Origin of the sequence: Paenibacillus chitinolyticus (assembly GCF_045038035.1) — a bacterium.
Lineage (GTDB): Bacteria > Bacillota > Bacilli > Paenibacillales > NBRC-103111 > Paenibacillus_F > Paenibacillus_F chitinolyticus_A.
Genome location: NZ_CP173427.1, coordinates 3,501,460 through 3,515,487 on the forward strand (window position 1 = coordinate 3,501,460; position 14,028 = coordinate 3,515,487).

Consider the following 14,028-nt stretch of genomic DNA (forward strand, 5'->3'; position numbering starts at 1 on the left):
TCAGCTCCCCGTCTTTTTCGCCGCCGACTTGGAGCGGCTTTTCGGCTTGCCTTTGGCGGACGGTTTCGGTGATGCCTCCGTCTTTTTCCGTCCTCCCGAGCCCGTGCGTCCCGCTGACCCGGAAGTCTTTTTCTTCTCGCTTTCGGCCGCTCCCTGCTTGTCTTTCATCTGCTTGAGGCTCGCTTGAAGGGCGTCCATCAGATCGATGACGTTCGACTTTTTCTCCTCCGGAGCCAGCTTCACTTCCTTGCCCTCTACTTTATCTTCGATCGCGTCCAGCAGACGTTCGCGGTAATCGTCTTCATATTTATCGGGATTGAACTCTCCGGTGAGCTGCTCGATCAGCATTTTGGCCATCTCCAGCTCACGCTCATCGGCTTCCGTCTCTTCCGGCAAATTCGGGATCTGCTCCTTGGGCCGGATTTCCTCCGCGTACCACATCGTCACCATGGAAAGTACCCCGTCGATGACCCGGATTGCGGCCAGACTGCTTTTGGAACGGATCGTCACGTTCGCGATTCCGATTTTCTCCGTTTCTTCCAGTGCCGCCACTAGCAGATTGTAAGCGTGGGTTCCCGCTTCGTCGGGCGCCAAATAGTACGTTTTCTGAAAATAAATCGGGTCGATTTCTTCCAGATGAACAAAATCGAGAATCCGGATTTCCCGGGATTTCTCCGATGCGAGCCCTTCAAGCTCCTTCTTATCGAACGTGACGAAATGGCCCGGTTCATATTCGTAGCCTTTGACGATCTCGCTCCAATTCACCTCGCTCTCGCATTTCGGACAGGTGCGGGTGTAATGGATAGGCACATTATATTCTTTGTGCAGCATTTTCATAGGAATGTCGTTGTCCTGTGTAGCCGTGTACATTTTAACCGGTACGTTGACAAGACCGAAGCTGATGGCGCCCTTCCAGATCGTTTGCATGTGTCAATCCCCTCCGTTTCGCTTAAAGAAGCGTATGTGTTGTATTTAACCGCGGACCCGGGGGATCAATCAAAGAGCCGGACGGAAAAAACAGGATGAGGTCATTGACCCCATCCTGCGCCGCATAAGGAATTATTCGTTCAATCTGCCCATCACGAGCGTGCTGTAATAGGTTCCGTCGGAAAGTAGTTTATCCTTTCTCAAAACCCCTTCGACTTCAAAACCGAGCTTCTCATACAGCCTAACGGCTTTTTCGTTCGTTTCCAGAACCGTCAGCGTCATTTTCGCCATTCCGATGGAATCCGCCCAGTCGATCGACGTTTGTAAAAGATGCTTTCCGATGCCGTATCCCCAAAATTCCTTAAGCACCCCGACACCGAATTCGACTTTGTGGGAAAACCGGATCAGTTCATTGCCTTGGCATCTGGAATACCCGACGATCCGGTCCTCTACGGCCGCGACCAGAAACAAGTTTCCCGCGCTGTCCGAGTCCGCCTGAATCAGCTTGACGAAGCCCGGCGCGTCGATGAACGCTTCACCCGGTTCCCGGTCCAGATTTTCGGTTTCCCCGTCGATTTGCACTCTTAAACCAGACAACTGCTCCGCATCTTGTGCAGCTGCCGACCGGATCGTATACGACAATCCGTTCACGTTAAATGGCCGTTCGGCGATAATCATGCTCGTCTCCAATCATCCTGTTTTTCGCAAAAAAATTTGCGGTTAAAACAGTTTATCACAGGTCTTAGACGTAAGGCGACGGGTCGGCATGATGTTTTTTGGGGTGAGCGGCCGGTAAAATTCCTGTACAATTCTAATTAAGAGAGTCTGCCGGGAAAAATAACTCATGCACCCGGTTACTGCTTCAGGAGGGATTCACGATGAAAAAAGCCGTATTCCTGGATCGCGACGGGGTTCTGAACGAGGTGATGTCCGGCAGGGTGCGCCACGTCAACAAACCGTCCGATCTGCATCTTCTGCCCGGCGTGCCGGAAGCCGTCAAAGGCTTGAAGGAGGCCGGGTTTCTCCTATGCATCGTCACGAACCAAGGCGGCATCGGACTCGGATTTATGACGGAGAAGACGCTTGCGGCCATTCACCGGCGTCTGAAAAAGCTGCTGGCCGCAGAGGACGCGGTCATCGACGATATCGCTTACTGCCCGCACCGTCCGGCCGCAGGCTGCCGCTGCCGCAAGCCGAAGCCCGGCATGCTCCTCGACCTGGCCCGCAAGCACGGCATCGATCTCGCGCGGAGCTACACGATCGGGGACAGCGAGAGCGACATCGGGGCGGGCCGGGCCGCCGGAACCCGCACGATCCGGATCGGCGCGGAATCTGCCGGAGCGCCCGCCTCCTCGCCGGACGGGGCGGATTTTGCGGCTTCTTCCCTGCTGGAAGCCGCGGTGATCATTGTGCGGCAGGAAGTGGAGACGGCCGGCGGCAAGACCGGCGCAGCGGCTAGGCGAGCATAATCCGGCCGCGCTTGGGCTCGCGCATCAGCGTATCCGTCAGCCGCAGAAAATCCATCGAAGCCTGCAGATCGTCCGATTTGGGCCGGATCCGGTAAGCTTCGCCGGTGAGCAGGTTGTAGGCTTCGATCTGGCCCGGCAGCCTGCCGAACGCCTTGTAGGCGAAAACCAGCGACAGCTGAAGGTACGCCTTCACGACGCACCAGTCCTCGTCCAGATAGTACCGCTTCAGCGTATAGGACCCGTTCGCCCATTCGCCTACATGCAGGTGCATGACGATCTCCAGGTCCAGTTCTTCGACCTGTACCGACAGCGTCTCGAAGAGGAACAATGGTGGGTCGGTCTTCTCTTCCTGGAACAGGGCGAGAATCAAATATTTCGCCAGATTCTTCTTCATGCGCAAATAATCTTCCATGACAAGCCCCGACTCCTCCGGGCCGATCAGGTACACTTCCAGCCGCTCCAGGATAATGTCCGCCGTCCGCCGGGAAGCGTCGATGCCGTAAAACTCGCGGATGATCCGGTCGGCCGCCGTTCTCGCGCTCTCGCGCCACGGCTCGCTCTCCTGACAGTTTCCGCCGGAATAGAAGCAGCCGGGGCAGCGGATAAACTGCTCCAGCCGACCGTCCTCCATCCGGCCTGCCGCTGCCGCGCCGCTCACAAGGCCCCCTGGAAGCGGAGTACCGCCTGCCGTCCGAATTCTCTGCACGCTTCGCGTTCGGGTGCCGACGGGCAGAGCTCGATTTTCAGCCCTTCCTGCATCGCGCAGCCGAGGGATTGAAGCTTGTCCGTCAATAGATCGACGGCCGCTCCGTACTGGGCGTAACTGGAATCGCAGGAGCCGAATACCGCCCCGATTTTGCCGTTCAGCCTCAACTCATCCATCTCTTCGTAAAAATCCAGAAACTCGTCGGGCAGCTCTCCGTCTCCCCATGTGTAAGCTCCGAGCACGATGCCGTCGTAGGCTCCCAGTTCAGACGCGCGGGCATCCAGAATATCCTTGACCGTCACCGTTCCGCCGGCCTGTTTGATCCCTTCCACCACAGCGTCCGCCATTTCCTCCGTATTGCCCGTTAAACTCGCGTACACGACTATAAATGCGCTCATCCGTCACACGTCCCTCCATCTATGTAAAATGATTATGACTGGCCTCATTTAATTGATAATGATTATCATTTTCATAATTAGTATAGAGGGTCTCCGCTTCGTTTTCAATCCCTAATTGAAAATTATTCTCAACAAAAAAACAAAAAGAACCGCAGTTTTCTCTGCGGCTCTTCGCTTATCCACCTATCCATCCACCTATCCGGCGGCTGGCGGCTCTAGGGTGCTTTATATTGCCGAAAATGTTTAACGGCCCGCTCACCGCTTCCGCTTCCGGACCGCATAGCTTAAACAGTCCGTTTTCATAATGACGGGCGTTTCGCCCCGGTTGATTTCGATATCCAGCGGCTTATGGGACACATCAAGCTCCTCCCATCCGGAATAGGCCTGCCGGAGTTTTTCGAGCGCCTGCTCTTTCGTCAAAATCAGCTCGATCAGTGTTTCGCGCCCTTCGCCGGTTTCCGCATCCACTTCTCTTATGTTCGTATTCATGAGGATGAAGTTGATGCCTCCGTCCTTGGTCCCCGCCGCAAGGCCTGCCAGGACCTTATCCAGGGCGGATTCGGAACGGACATGCTCAAGACTGGATGCCGCGAGGATATAATCGAACGTGTTCTCCGGCACTTCGTATTCGCTGATGTCCGCCCGCCCGGTTTCGATGACCTCTTTCACGCCGTACTTGCCGCTGTTTGCTTCAAGCTGCTCCAGCGCTTTGTCCAGCAGATCCACGCAAACGACTTTTCCGCCTGTCGGCTGGAGCTTCCGGGCCAGCGGAATGGAATTTCGTCCGACCCCACACCCCAGATCAAGAACCTGCAGCGGTTTTCCGTCCCGGAGCGTCTCTACATATTCCAGAACCCGCTCATCCGGCTCTTCCAGCCAGCTGTCTTTCTCGTACAAATCGTGCTCTTCAAAATACTGCTCGTGATACGCCTTCTCTTCGCGCCGGATACGCTGTAAGCGTGCCGAATTCATGCTCATCATCCTTCCGCTTTTTCGCTACCCATGCTTACCCCAAAAAATGCCGGGTTGAAGCGTCTAAACGGCGGAACGGAAGGAGAGCGGCTTCGTCCGGGAAGTCAATCCGGGGCCGGTGTCCGTTATTGCGCCATTTTCCTCGCCCGAAGCGCCCGGACAACAGCGGCGGTCTTAAGCAAACCGGTACAAACCAGCAAGATCGCCATAAAATACAGTCCGTGGGACAGCCCCGGCAGGAAAACCATCAAAACCGGCCAAGGCGCTTGAAGCAGCTTGGGCAGCATCAGGATGCAAGCCGGGAGCAGCAGGTGAACCCCCGCAATCCCCGCTGCGCTGAGCGCTATGCGGCCGGCCGTCGCCTTTACGCGTTTTTTCCTGTGGAACAGGGTGTAAAAACTGCGGACGGCAAGCGCAAGCACGACAGCCATCGCCATATCGGCAAGCGCATACGTCCGGATATAGTTCGGCAGCGACTCGACGGGAGCGTCTTCTTCCTTCAGAATCCCGTATATCCCCATCACGATCTGATCGTACGGCACGAGATAATCCATCGTGTTGAGAAGCAGAATAATGCCCGTGTCCCCATGAATAACCATAAACGAATACATGTTTTCGGTCGCCCCGTCATGAAAGAGAACCCCGTTTTTGACTGTCCATCCCATCGCATAGGAAGCGCCGCCTCCCATGGAAGCTTCCGGTTTGTGAAGCGCCGCGTTGCTCTTTTCGCTCCAGACCGGTTTCTCCTTGTAACGGCCCCCGTTCATCTGCGCGTTGAGATAATGGGTCATATCTTCCGCCGTGGAAATCAGATAGCCTGAAGGCACCGTGCCGGTATGCGCAAGCTGCCGGGTCGGAACTTTGAAGCCGAAAACCGACTGATACCCCGCCGCCATGTCCGCCCCGCCCGCCTCTTGCGGCGAACCGAGGCTGTTCTTCATTTCGAGCGGTTCGAATAGATAGTCTTTTACATAAGCTGTGTAGGACGTTCCCGATACTTTCTCCACCAGGCCGCCCAGCACGTTATAGTTCAAGTTCGAATATTCGAAACCGGTTCCGGGTTCCCGGACCAGCGAAATGTTGCTTAAAGCGCCGATATGGGCTCCGATTGTCGAATCCCCCTGCGTCAGAGCGGCCACACCGTCGTATTTCGAAAACCCGCTCGTCTGGTAAAGCAGATCCTTGACCCGTATCCGTTCGGACCGCTCCGGGTCCGCCGTCTTGAAGTCCGGCAAATAGCGGCGTACCGGCGCTTCCAGATCGATCTTTCCTTGCTCCGCAAGCTGCATCACGGCCGCAGCCGTTATCGATTTGCTTGTCGATCCCAGCACAAAAGCGGTCCGCGGGGTCGTTTTTTCGCCGTCCGGTCCGCTCGTGCCGTAGCCCTGAAGATAGACGGTATCGTCCTTCTTAACGATTCCGAGCGCCGCTCCGGGGATATGCAGCCTGTTCATAGCTGCTTCCATGTAAGCGTCGATCCGCGCCGCGGTCTCCGGCTTACCGGCAACGCTCCCCGCCGCTTCGGCGGGTTCCGGCAGCGCAATAAGAAGTGCTGCGGCCGCCGCAAGCAGGGCTCGCGCCCCTATTCTCGTTCGTTCTTTCCGGCTCTTTGCAAGTTTGGTTGTAGCTCCTAGGTTCATTCTCATCCAGTCTCCTCCGGGATACTCATTTCCGCTGACAGAACCAGTTTAGGACAAGAAGGAGAAGCGACCCATCGATTTCCCTTGCAAAACGCGCGTTTCCGGCTTACAAAATCGTCACCTGAGCGGCTTCCGTCTTCCATCGGAACTTTCTGAAAAACCAAAAAAGCCGCCAGATATCCTGACGGCTTAAAATAAGTTTGATTTTGTTAAATAGAAATGGTAAAATAAAAAACCGCTGTCAATACTAGTAATTAAAAGTATTGAGCGCTTTTATCTGATATTATCGTATCATCTCAGCGCAGCTTTGTCAACCTTTTTTGTACTGCCGCTTATGCGGATTGTTTTTTCACGTTTAAGGAGGGGTTTTCGTGTCGGTTTCCAAAGAAGAATGGCAGCATGAACAGCAAAGGGTCGATCTTGTCAGAACCAAACTTCGGCAGCAGCTGGATAAAATCGAACCCGATGTCGGGCAGCTCAAGTCTCAAGTTGTCGATATCCGCAAACATTTTTGGGATGAAGTGACCGTCAATCTGGCTCATGACGACGATGTCCTGGATACGTACCTTAGCCTGAGGCAGCAGGCCGAAGTTTTATCCGAGAGAGAGAGAACCCACCGTCAGCTCAAGAAGCTGGCCGACCGGATGAACCGTCTTCTCCCCTCCCCTTATTTCGGGCGGATTGATTTTAAGGAAGACGGCGCGGACCGGACCGAGCGCGTATACGTCGGCGTGTCTTCTTTTCTCGATGAGGACGGCGAAACCTTCCTCGTCTACGATTGGCGGACGCCCATCGCCAGTCTTTATTACGACTACGCGCCCGGTCCGGGCGAATACGATACGCCCGGAGGCCTTGTGGAGGGCGAAATCGAACTCAAGCGCCAGTTTATCATCCGTGACGGCCGTATCCACTTTCTGTTCGACACGGGGATGATGATCGGCGACGAGCTGCTCCAGCAGGTGCTGAGCAAGGGAGCGGGCTCCCAGATGAAGACGATTGTCGCCACCATCCAGAAGGAGCAGAACCGCATTATCCGCAACGACAGCTCACGGATGCTTATCGTACAAGGCGCGGCCGGCAGCGGCAAAACGTCCGCGGCTCTCCAGCGTGTCGCCTATCTGCTGTACAAACACCGGAAAACCTTGACCGCCGACCAGATGGTGCTGTTTTCGCCCAACCCGCTTTTCAACAGCTACGTGTCCACCGTTCTGCCCGAGCTTGGCGAGGAAAATATGCAGCAGACGACGTTTCAGGATTATCTACATCACCGCCTCGGCAGACGGTTCGACATCGAAGATCCGTTCGATCAGATCGAATATGTGCTGGCGGACGAAGAGACGCCCGGGTATGCCGCAAGAGTGAGCGGAATCCGCTACAAGGCTTCCTCCCGCTTCCTGCACGTCATTCAAGCGTATAAAGACCGGCTTCTGAAAGAGCATATGCTGTTCAAAGACATCGTTTTCCGGGATCGGGTGATCCTGTCCAGGCAAGCCTTATCGGACCGCTTCTACGCCTACGATGCTTCGATCCGTCTGGCCAACCGCATCGAGCTTATGAAGGAATGGCTGCTGGAAGAGCTTGCGGCATATCAGGAGCGGGAGATGCAGGAAGACTGGGTCCGCGGCGAACTCGATTTCCTCGACAAAGAGCAGTATCAGCTCGCCTACAACCAGCTGCGCAAACGCCGGGGACGCTCCGAAAGCTTCGACGATGCGGACGTGGAAGAGCAGCTTCTGCGGAAAATGATCGTCCGGGAGCATTTCAAGCCCCTGCGGACGCGGGTAAAGCGGCTCCGCTTCGTCGATGTTCCCGGCCTGTACCGGCAGCTGTACGAGAACAAACCGCTGTTTCAGTCCCTGCACCGGGCGGTTGCGGCGGCGGATACCTTCGTTCCCGGGGAGAACGCCGATGACCGTGACGGACTTCCTGCCCGGTGGGATGAAATCTGCGCGTACACGCTGGACCGGATGAACCGGGGCGATCTGCCGTACGAAGACGCGACTCCGTTCCTGTACCTGCAGGAACTGACCGAAGGCTTCCGGACCAACACGGTCGTCCGGCACGTCCTGATCGACGAAGCCCAGGACTATTCCCCTTTTCAGTTCGAATTTCTGAAAAGGCTTTTCCCGCGCTGCCGCATGACCGTGCTCGGAGATTTCAACCAGGCCGTGTTCGCCCAGGCGACGACGCTGGAAGGAAGCAGCACGCCGGTTGCCGGCCTGTACGGTCCCGGTGAGACCGAGCAGATCGTGCTGCACCGCAGCTACCGGTCGACGAGGGAGATCGTCGAGTTCACGCGCGGCATGCTGAAGGACGGCGCCCTGATCGAGCCGTTCGACCGGGAAGGCGGCAAGCCCGTTGTTTTCACGAGCGCGGGCAAGGGCACAGGCACGCGCGCGAACGCGGATGCTCTCGTTCGCCGGATGACGGCGGAAATCAAGGCGCTGCAGGCGGAAGGCAGCGCGTCCATCGGCGTCATCTGCAAAACCGCCGCCGAAAGCGAGCGCGCGTTCGAAGCGCTGAACGGCGTGGATGAGCTCCGCCTCATCCGCAAGGATACGCCATCGTTCGAGAAAGGCGTCATGGTCATCCCGGCTTATCTCGCCAAGGGGGTCGAATTCGACTCCGTTCTCATTTACGATGCCTCCGCCGGCGCCTACAGCCGCGAAAGCGAGCGGAAGCTGTTTTACACGGCTTGTACGCGGGCCATGCACAAGCTCCAGCTCTATTCCGCGGGAACGCTGACCCCGTTCGTCGCGGAGCTGGATCCGGCCGTATATACAGTGGAGACTGTGGAATAACCCCCGCATTTGGGCCAACGGACAGGTCGGAGAAGCCGGCTCGGAAGGCTTGTTTGAGAGTAGGATTCGCACTGTGATAAAATAAGGAAGGGAGACCTCTCCCCTTCCTTATTTTTCTTACACAGGCGGTGTATGTTAACCATGCTCAGCACTCCCATCGGGCGCTTGCGCGTGATCGGCTTTCTCGAAGGAATTTCATTCCTTCTGCTGCTGTTCATCGCCATGCCGCTCAAGCATTTCGCGGATGTCCCTCAGCCCGTCACGGTCGTAGGAGGCTTGCACGGACTGCTGTTCGTCCTCTTCCTGCTCGCCGTCGCACACGTCACATTCGTCCACCGCTGGTCGATTATCAAGGTGTTGACCGCCATCCTGGCCTCCTTCCTGCCGTTCGGCACTTTCGTGCTGGACGCCCGTTTAAAGAAGGACGGCTGGTCCTGACTCGTAAAAAAGAGAATGACAAAAAACCTGCCGGGCTTCATGCCTTGGCAGGTTTTTTTATGGAGCGGAGTTTCCGGCAGGCGGATTTCTGCGGAAGTTGCCCGCAAGCAGGAGCAGAAAAGAAAAGGAAACAATCGCCCCCGTCCAGCACCAGGCGAGCGTATAGTCCCCCGAATCGACTGCTGTGTAAATGGCCGTCGGCACCGTCTGGGTCCTTCCCGGGATATTTCCCGCGATCATGATCGTGGCCCCGAATTCCCCCAGCGCCCGGGCAAATCCGAGCACAAAAGCGGTCGCGAGCGCCGGACCGGCAAGCGGCAGCGTAACGTGGAACAGAACCTGCCGCTCGCCGGCTCCCATAGACCGGGCGGCTCCTTCCAGATCCCGGTCGATCGTCTGGAAGCCCGTTTTGGCCGATTGGTAGACAAGCGGAAAAGCGACGACCGTCGCCGCGATGACCCCCGCTCCCCAAGAGAAGACGACCGGCTGGTCCCAGAGCCATTCCGCCAGACGGCCGATCCAGCTTCTCCGGCCGAAAGCGAGCAGAAGCAGAAAGCCGATAACGGTAGGCGGCAGGACAAGCGGCAGCATAAAGACCGTTTCCAGCAAAGTTCTCCCCCTGAACGGGCGTTTATGTACGAGCCGGGCTGCCGACACACCCAATACGAAGGCGAGCACCCCCGACAGAAGTGCGATTTTCAGCGACAGCCATACCGGAGAGAGGAACATTTCCATATTCACCGGCATGTTCAGGGACTTTTTAAGCCGAAGCCGTATTTCGTAAAAATATCCCGCGCTTCCGGTCCGGACAAATACTCATAAAATTTCCGGGCTTCCTCTGCCTGCTTCGTGCCCGAAACGATTCCCGCCGGATATTCGATCGGCGCACTTCCCGCCGCTTCTTTTGCCGTATACACCGTTTTCACCTTGCCCGAAGTCAGGGCATCCGTTTTGTAAACGAAACCCGCGTCCGCATTTCCCGATTCCACATAGGCCAGAACTTGGCGGACATCCTTGGTCCACACGATTTTGGGCTGCAGCTTATCCCAGACGCCGGCTCCGTTCAAGACTTCTTGCGTGTAACTGCCCGCCGGTACCGTTTTGGGTTCCCCGACCGCGATCTTCTTCACCGGCTCTTTCAAAAGGTCTTCCGGACCGGCGATGCTTGCTCGCGAATCCCCCGGCACGATCAAAACCAGCTCATTGGTCAGCAGAACGCCCGAATGTTCCTTGTCGATAAGCTGCTTATCCAGCAGAGCCTTCATCTGCGGCACCCCCGCCGAAATGAAGAGATCGGCGGGAGCTCCCTGCTCGATCTGTTTTTGCAGAGTGCCTGAAGAACCGAAATTATAGAGCAGCTTCACGCCGCTGTCGGCGCTTTCGTAACGCCGGCCGATCTCCTCCAGCGCATCTTTGAGACTGGCGGCTGCGGATACTGTCAGTTCCGCCGCCTTCCCGTTCGCTTCCCGGCTTGAGTCCGGTTTGCGGTCCAGGCTGCCGGTTTGTCCGGCCGAGCATGCGGCGAGTCCCAGGAGCAGGACTCCTGCCGCAATCGCTTGCCCTACCCGCTTCATACGCACAGCGACACCCCCCATTCTTTTCAATACGTAAAATGTATACGGTTCGATGTCGAGACTTCCGGTCAGCCGGCGCCCCGAGTCATCGGCAAATCCAGGTCCTCGCTCGGAGGAATGACGAGTCCTCCGTATTCGGCTGCCGGTCCGGCTCCAGAAGCCGGTGCAGCTCGTGGTGCCGGATTAGCCGGATGGTCGCCGATCCGTTCATATACGCACCTCTTTTACGCCTATTTGTCCGTCTTCGGACTATTACGCGGCTTCGCCCGGCTGGTCGGAACCGCTTCAAGCGGATCGTCCGGCCAGTAATGCTTCGGGTAGCGGCCTTTGAGATCTTTTTTCACTTCAAAATAAGCCTCTTTCCAAAAGCTCTCCAGATCGCGCGTAACCTGCACCGGCCGCTGTGCCGGAGACAGCAGGTGAAGGGTCAAGGGCGCACGTCCGCCGCCGATGGCCGGCGTAGCTTGGAGCCCGAACATTTCCTGAAGCCGAACATGCAGAGCCGGCGCCTCCGGCATACTGTAATCGACCGGGATGCGGGAGCCGCTCGGCACAGTCAGATGGGTCGGCGCCTGCTCATCCAGCAGCCTCCGCTGCTCCCAAGTGAGCATCGCTTCCAGCACAGCCGCCAGATTCAGACGCTGGAGGTCTCCCCGGCTTTTCATCCCGTACACGTGCGGACCCAGCCACTCCTCCAGAGCGGCAAGCAAAGCTTCGTCCGAGACATCCGGCCACCGGTCATCATAATGCGCCATAAAACTCAACCGCTCGCGCAGCTGCCTCGCCGGTTTGCTCCAGCCCAGCACTTCCAGCCCTTGGCTTCTGATCCCCTGAAGCAGGGCATCCCGCATAAGTTCGGGGTCCGGAGCGGCAACAGTAATCTCCCGTAGGACGAGCATGCCGAGCGTCGTTCTTTTCCGGGCCCTTACAGCCTGAGCCTGCCGGTCCCAGCTCACCTCTATTTCCTCGACGATTTCATGGGCAAAATGCTCTTCAAGCTCGTCCCGCCGCACGGGAGCTCCCAAATAAATGGTGCTTTCCGCGCCCTGATCGTCCAGATCGGCACAAACGAGCCAAGGCTCAGTCGAGAGGCGCTGCATATCGGGCAGCACGGCCCCTCTGCCGCTGCTGAGCGTAAACCGTCCGGGCGACCGCTGTCCCGCAATGCGGTCGGGGAAGGCGAACGCGAGCAGCAGACCCGTCCGTTCCGTGCCGCCCGATTCGCCCTCCGGGACGCCCAGCTCGCGCTTCCAGCGGGCCGCTTCGCTCACGAGACGGCGCAGCACGGAGACATCCGCGCTCCCCGGCGCAGACACGTCCGCGAAGCCTTCCGGCTCCGCAGCGGCAGTACCGGCGGAGGCGCTGTCGTGCGGCGTCCGCCTCGTCCCGCGACCCGGGCCGGTGTAGGCCCGCAGCGCCTCGGCACGCAGCCGCAGGTCCGCATCCCGGGCCGACGGCGTGCCGCGGAGAATGTCGCGCTCGCCGAGCAGCGCCGCCAGCTCGCAGGCAAGCCCTCCCGCGCCCAGCGGAAGCGCCCGCAGCGCCATGTGCGCCAGGCGCGGGTGCAGGCCCAGCGCGGCGATCCTGCGGCCGTAAGCCGTGACGGCGCCCGATTCGCTCAGCGCCCCGAGCCTGCGGAGCAGGCTGCACGCCTGCGCGTAAGCGGCCGCCGGCGGCGCGTCGAGCCAGGCCAGCTCGTCCGGCCGGGCACCCCACACGGCGAGGTCGAGCGCCAGCGGGGCCAGATCCGCCTCCGCGATTTCGGGCCGTCCGGCAGGGGCCAGGCGCCTCTCTTCCTGCTCCGTCCACAGCCGGTAGCAGACACCCGGCGCAAGGCGGCCGGCGCGGCCGCGCCGCTGATCCGCGGAGGCGCGGGAGACCGCCGTCGTCTCCAGGCGGCTCATGCCCGTGCGCGGCGAGAAGCGCGGAACGCGCACGAGGCCGCTGTCAACGACGATGCGCACGCCTTCGACGGTCAGGCTTGTCTCTGCGATCGTCGTCGCCAGCACGATTTTGCGCCTTCCCTGCGGGTCCGGCATAATCGCGCGATCCTGCTGCTCCTGCGTCAGACTGCCGTACAGCGGCGCAACAAGAGCCTGCCCGGCCGGCAGCCGGGCGGCGAGTTCTTTTTCCAACCGCCGTATTTCGGGAGCTCCCGGCAAGAACACGAGCAGATCCCCTTCCTCCTCGCGCCAGGCTTGCAGAACGGTATCCAGGACGGCCGCCGCCGCGGGCCCTTTTACGGGTTCCCGTCTGTAACGGGTTTCGACCGGGTACATTCTGCCCTCGCTCGTTACGACCGAAGCGCCGTTCATGAGCGACGCCACAGCGTCTCCTTCCAAAGTTGCGGACATAACGAGAAGCTTCAGGTCTTCCCGCAGCAGGGACTGGGATTGCAGGCAAAGGGCCAGGCCCAGATCCGCCGCCAGATTCCGCTCGTGAAACTCGTCGAACAGCACGATTCCCGCTCCTTCAAGAGAGGGATCGCGCTGAAGCATGCGGGTAAGGACTCCTTCCGTAATGACCTCGATGCGTGTCTTCGGCCCGACCTTCGTATCCGCGCGCATCCGGTATCCGACGGTCTCGCCCGTCTTTTCCCCCAGCAGGGACGCCATATAAGCTGCGGCAGCCCTTGCCGCAATTCGCCGCGGCTCCAGCATCAAGATGCGTTTACCGTCCAGCCAGGGCTCCTTGAGGAGAGCAAGCGGCACACGTGTCGTTTTACCCGCTCCTGGCGGGGCGATAAGGACGGCGTTCTGCTCCCGCCTCAGCACATCCAGCAGTTCCGGGAGCACTGCCTCCACCGGTACGTTCATATCTGTAACCCCCGTTTAATTCATCAAAAGTCAACGTTTGCTTTTTTTATCATGCCTTGCTCTATCCCATAGAAGAATTCTAAAACTGCTCTTCGCGTACCCTTGCAGCCCGCCAAACGTTACGGCTTCATCCGACCCAGGACATGTCTTCATGACAGCATCAGCGAATGGCTGCGCCGTTTATCCCGCAGGCAAAACCTTTGTACGCCAGAATCGGTCATTCGCGGCCAAGCCCCCGGCCGGCCCCGTACTGCCGGGCTTGCAGGTTTACGCCGGATCGCTTTTTC

General features: G+C 58.4%; 12 protein-coding genes. 3 read left to right on the top strand and 9 right to left on the bottom strand.

All coding sequences use genetic code 11. The features are described from left to right. Both ACI48J_RS15590 and ACI48J_RS15595 read right to left on the bottom strand, forming a co-directional pair. Positions 1-927: a Ku protein gene (locus tag ACI48J_RS15590; RefSeq protein WP_405079134.1), complete on the bottom strand. Its 927-nt coding sequence runs from the start codon at positions 925-927 to the stop codon at positions 1-3. Between the two features lie 132 nt (positions 928-1,059). Next, positions 1,060-1,605: a GNAT family N-acetyltransferase gene (locus ACI48J_RS15595; protein ID WP_405079135.1), complete on the bottom strand. Its 546-nt coding sequence runs from the start codon at positions 1,603-1,605 to the stop codon at positions 1,060-1,062. A 200-nt stretch (positions 1,606-1,805) separates the two neighbouring features. On the opposite strand from ACI48J_RS15595, the gene ACI48J_RS15600 reads away from it, so the two are divergent. Next, positions 1,806-2,396, top strand: coding sequence for a D-glycero-alpha-D-manno-heptose-1,7-bisphosphate 7-phosphatase (locus ACI48J_RS15600; protein ID WP_405079137.1), 591 nt, complete (start codon positions 1,806-1,808; stop codon positions 2,394-2,396). Here ACI48J_RS15600 and ACI48J_RS15605 read toward each other — a convergent pair. From ACI48J_RS15605 to ACI48J_RS15620, 4 genes are all read right to left on the bottom strand, one after another. Continuing rightward, the gene (locus tag ACI48J_RS15605) at positions 2,383-3,054 is read right to left on the bottom strand and encodes a hypothetical protein (protein ID WP_405079138.1); all 672 of its coding nucleotides are present in this window, start codon (positions 3,052-3,054) and stop codon (positions 2,383-2,385) included. The two genes, ACI48J_RS15600 and ACI48J_RS15605, sit on opposite strands and share 14 nt — an antisense overlap. Beyond that, positions 3,051-3,500, bottom strand: coding sequence for a flavodoxin (locus ACI48J_RS15610; RefSeq protein WP_405079139.1), 450 nt, complete (start codon positions 3,498-3,500; stop codon positions 3,051-3,053). Before ACI48J_RS15610 ends, ACI48J_RS15605 begins: the two co-directional genes overlap by 4 nt. 255 nt (positions 3,501-3,755) lie before the next feature. Then, a complete protein-coding gene (locus ACI48J_RS15615) occupies positions 3,756-4,472 on the bottom strand; it encodes a class I SAM-dependent methyltransferase (RefSeq protein ID WP_405079140.1) in 717 nt (238 codons plus the stop codon). 125 nt (positions 4,473-4,597) lie between these two features. Then, positions 4,598-6,118 (bottom strand): serine hydrolase domain-containing protein, encoded by a 1,521-nt coding sequence (locus ACI48J_RS15620; protein ID WP_405079142.1) that lies wholly within the window; start codon positions 6,116-6,118, stop codon positions 4,598-4,600. 365 nt (positions 6,119-6,483) lie between these two features. On the opposite strand from ACI48J_RS15620, the gene helD reads away from it, so the two are divergent. Both helD and ACI48J_RS15630 read left to right on the top strand, forming a co-directional pair. Next, complete coding sequence (helD, locus tag ACI48J_RS15625; RefSeq protein ID WP_405079144.1) at positions 6,484-8,913, top strand: RNA polymerase recycling motor HelD; 2,430 nt, start codon at positions 6,484-6,486, stop codon at positions 8,911-8,913. Positions 8,914-9,054: 141 nt separating this feature from the next. After that, positions 9,055-9,351, top strand: a complete 297-nt coding sequence (locus ACI48J_RS15630; RefSeq protein ID WP_016424041.1) for a DUF3817 domain-containing protein — start codon at positions 9,055-9,057, stop codon at positions 9,349-9,351. A 57-nt stretch (positions 9,352-9,408) separates the two neighbouring features. On the opposite strand, the gene modB is transcribed toward ACI48J_RS15630, so the two are convergent. The 3 genes from modB to hrpB all read right to left on the bottom strand — a co-directional run bounded on the left by modB (position 9,409) and on the right by hrpB (position 13,741). Beyond that, the gene (modB, locus tag ACI48J_RS15635; protein WP_326052664.1) at positions 9,409-10,098 is read right to left on the bottom strand and encodes a molybdate ABC transporter permease subunit; all 690 of its coding nucleotides are present in this window, start codon (positions 10,096-10,098) and stop codon (positions 9,409-9,411) included. 2 nt (positions 10,099-10,100) lie between these two features. Beyond that, on the bottom strand, positions 10,101-10,925 hold the full coding sequence (gene modA, locus ACI48J_RS15640; protein WP_405083242.1) for a molybdate ABC transporter substrate-binding protein: 825 nt from the start codon (positions 10,923-10,925) through the stop codon (positions 10,101-10,103). A gap of 230 nt (positions 10,926-11,155) precedes the next feature. Continuing rightward, positions 11,156-13,741 carry an ATP-dependent helicase HrpB gene (gene hrpB / locus ACI48J_RS15645; protein WP_405079145.1) on the bottom strand — a complete coding sequence of 862 codons (2,586 nt, stop codon included), beginning with the start codon at positions 13,739-13,741 and terminating at the stop codon, positions 11,156-11,158. Positions 13,742-14,028: the final 287 nt, after the last annotated feature.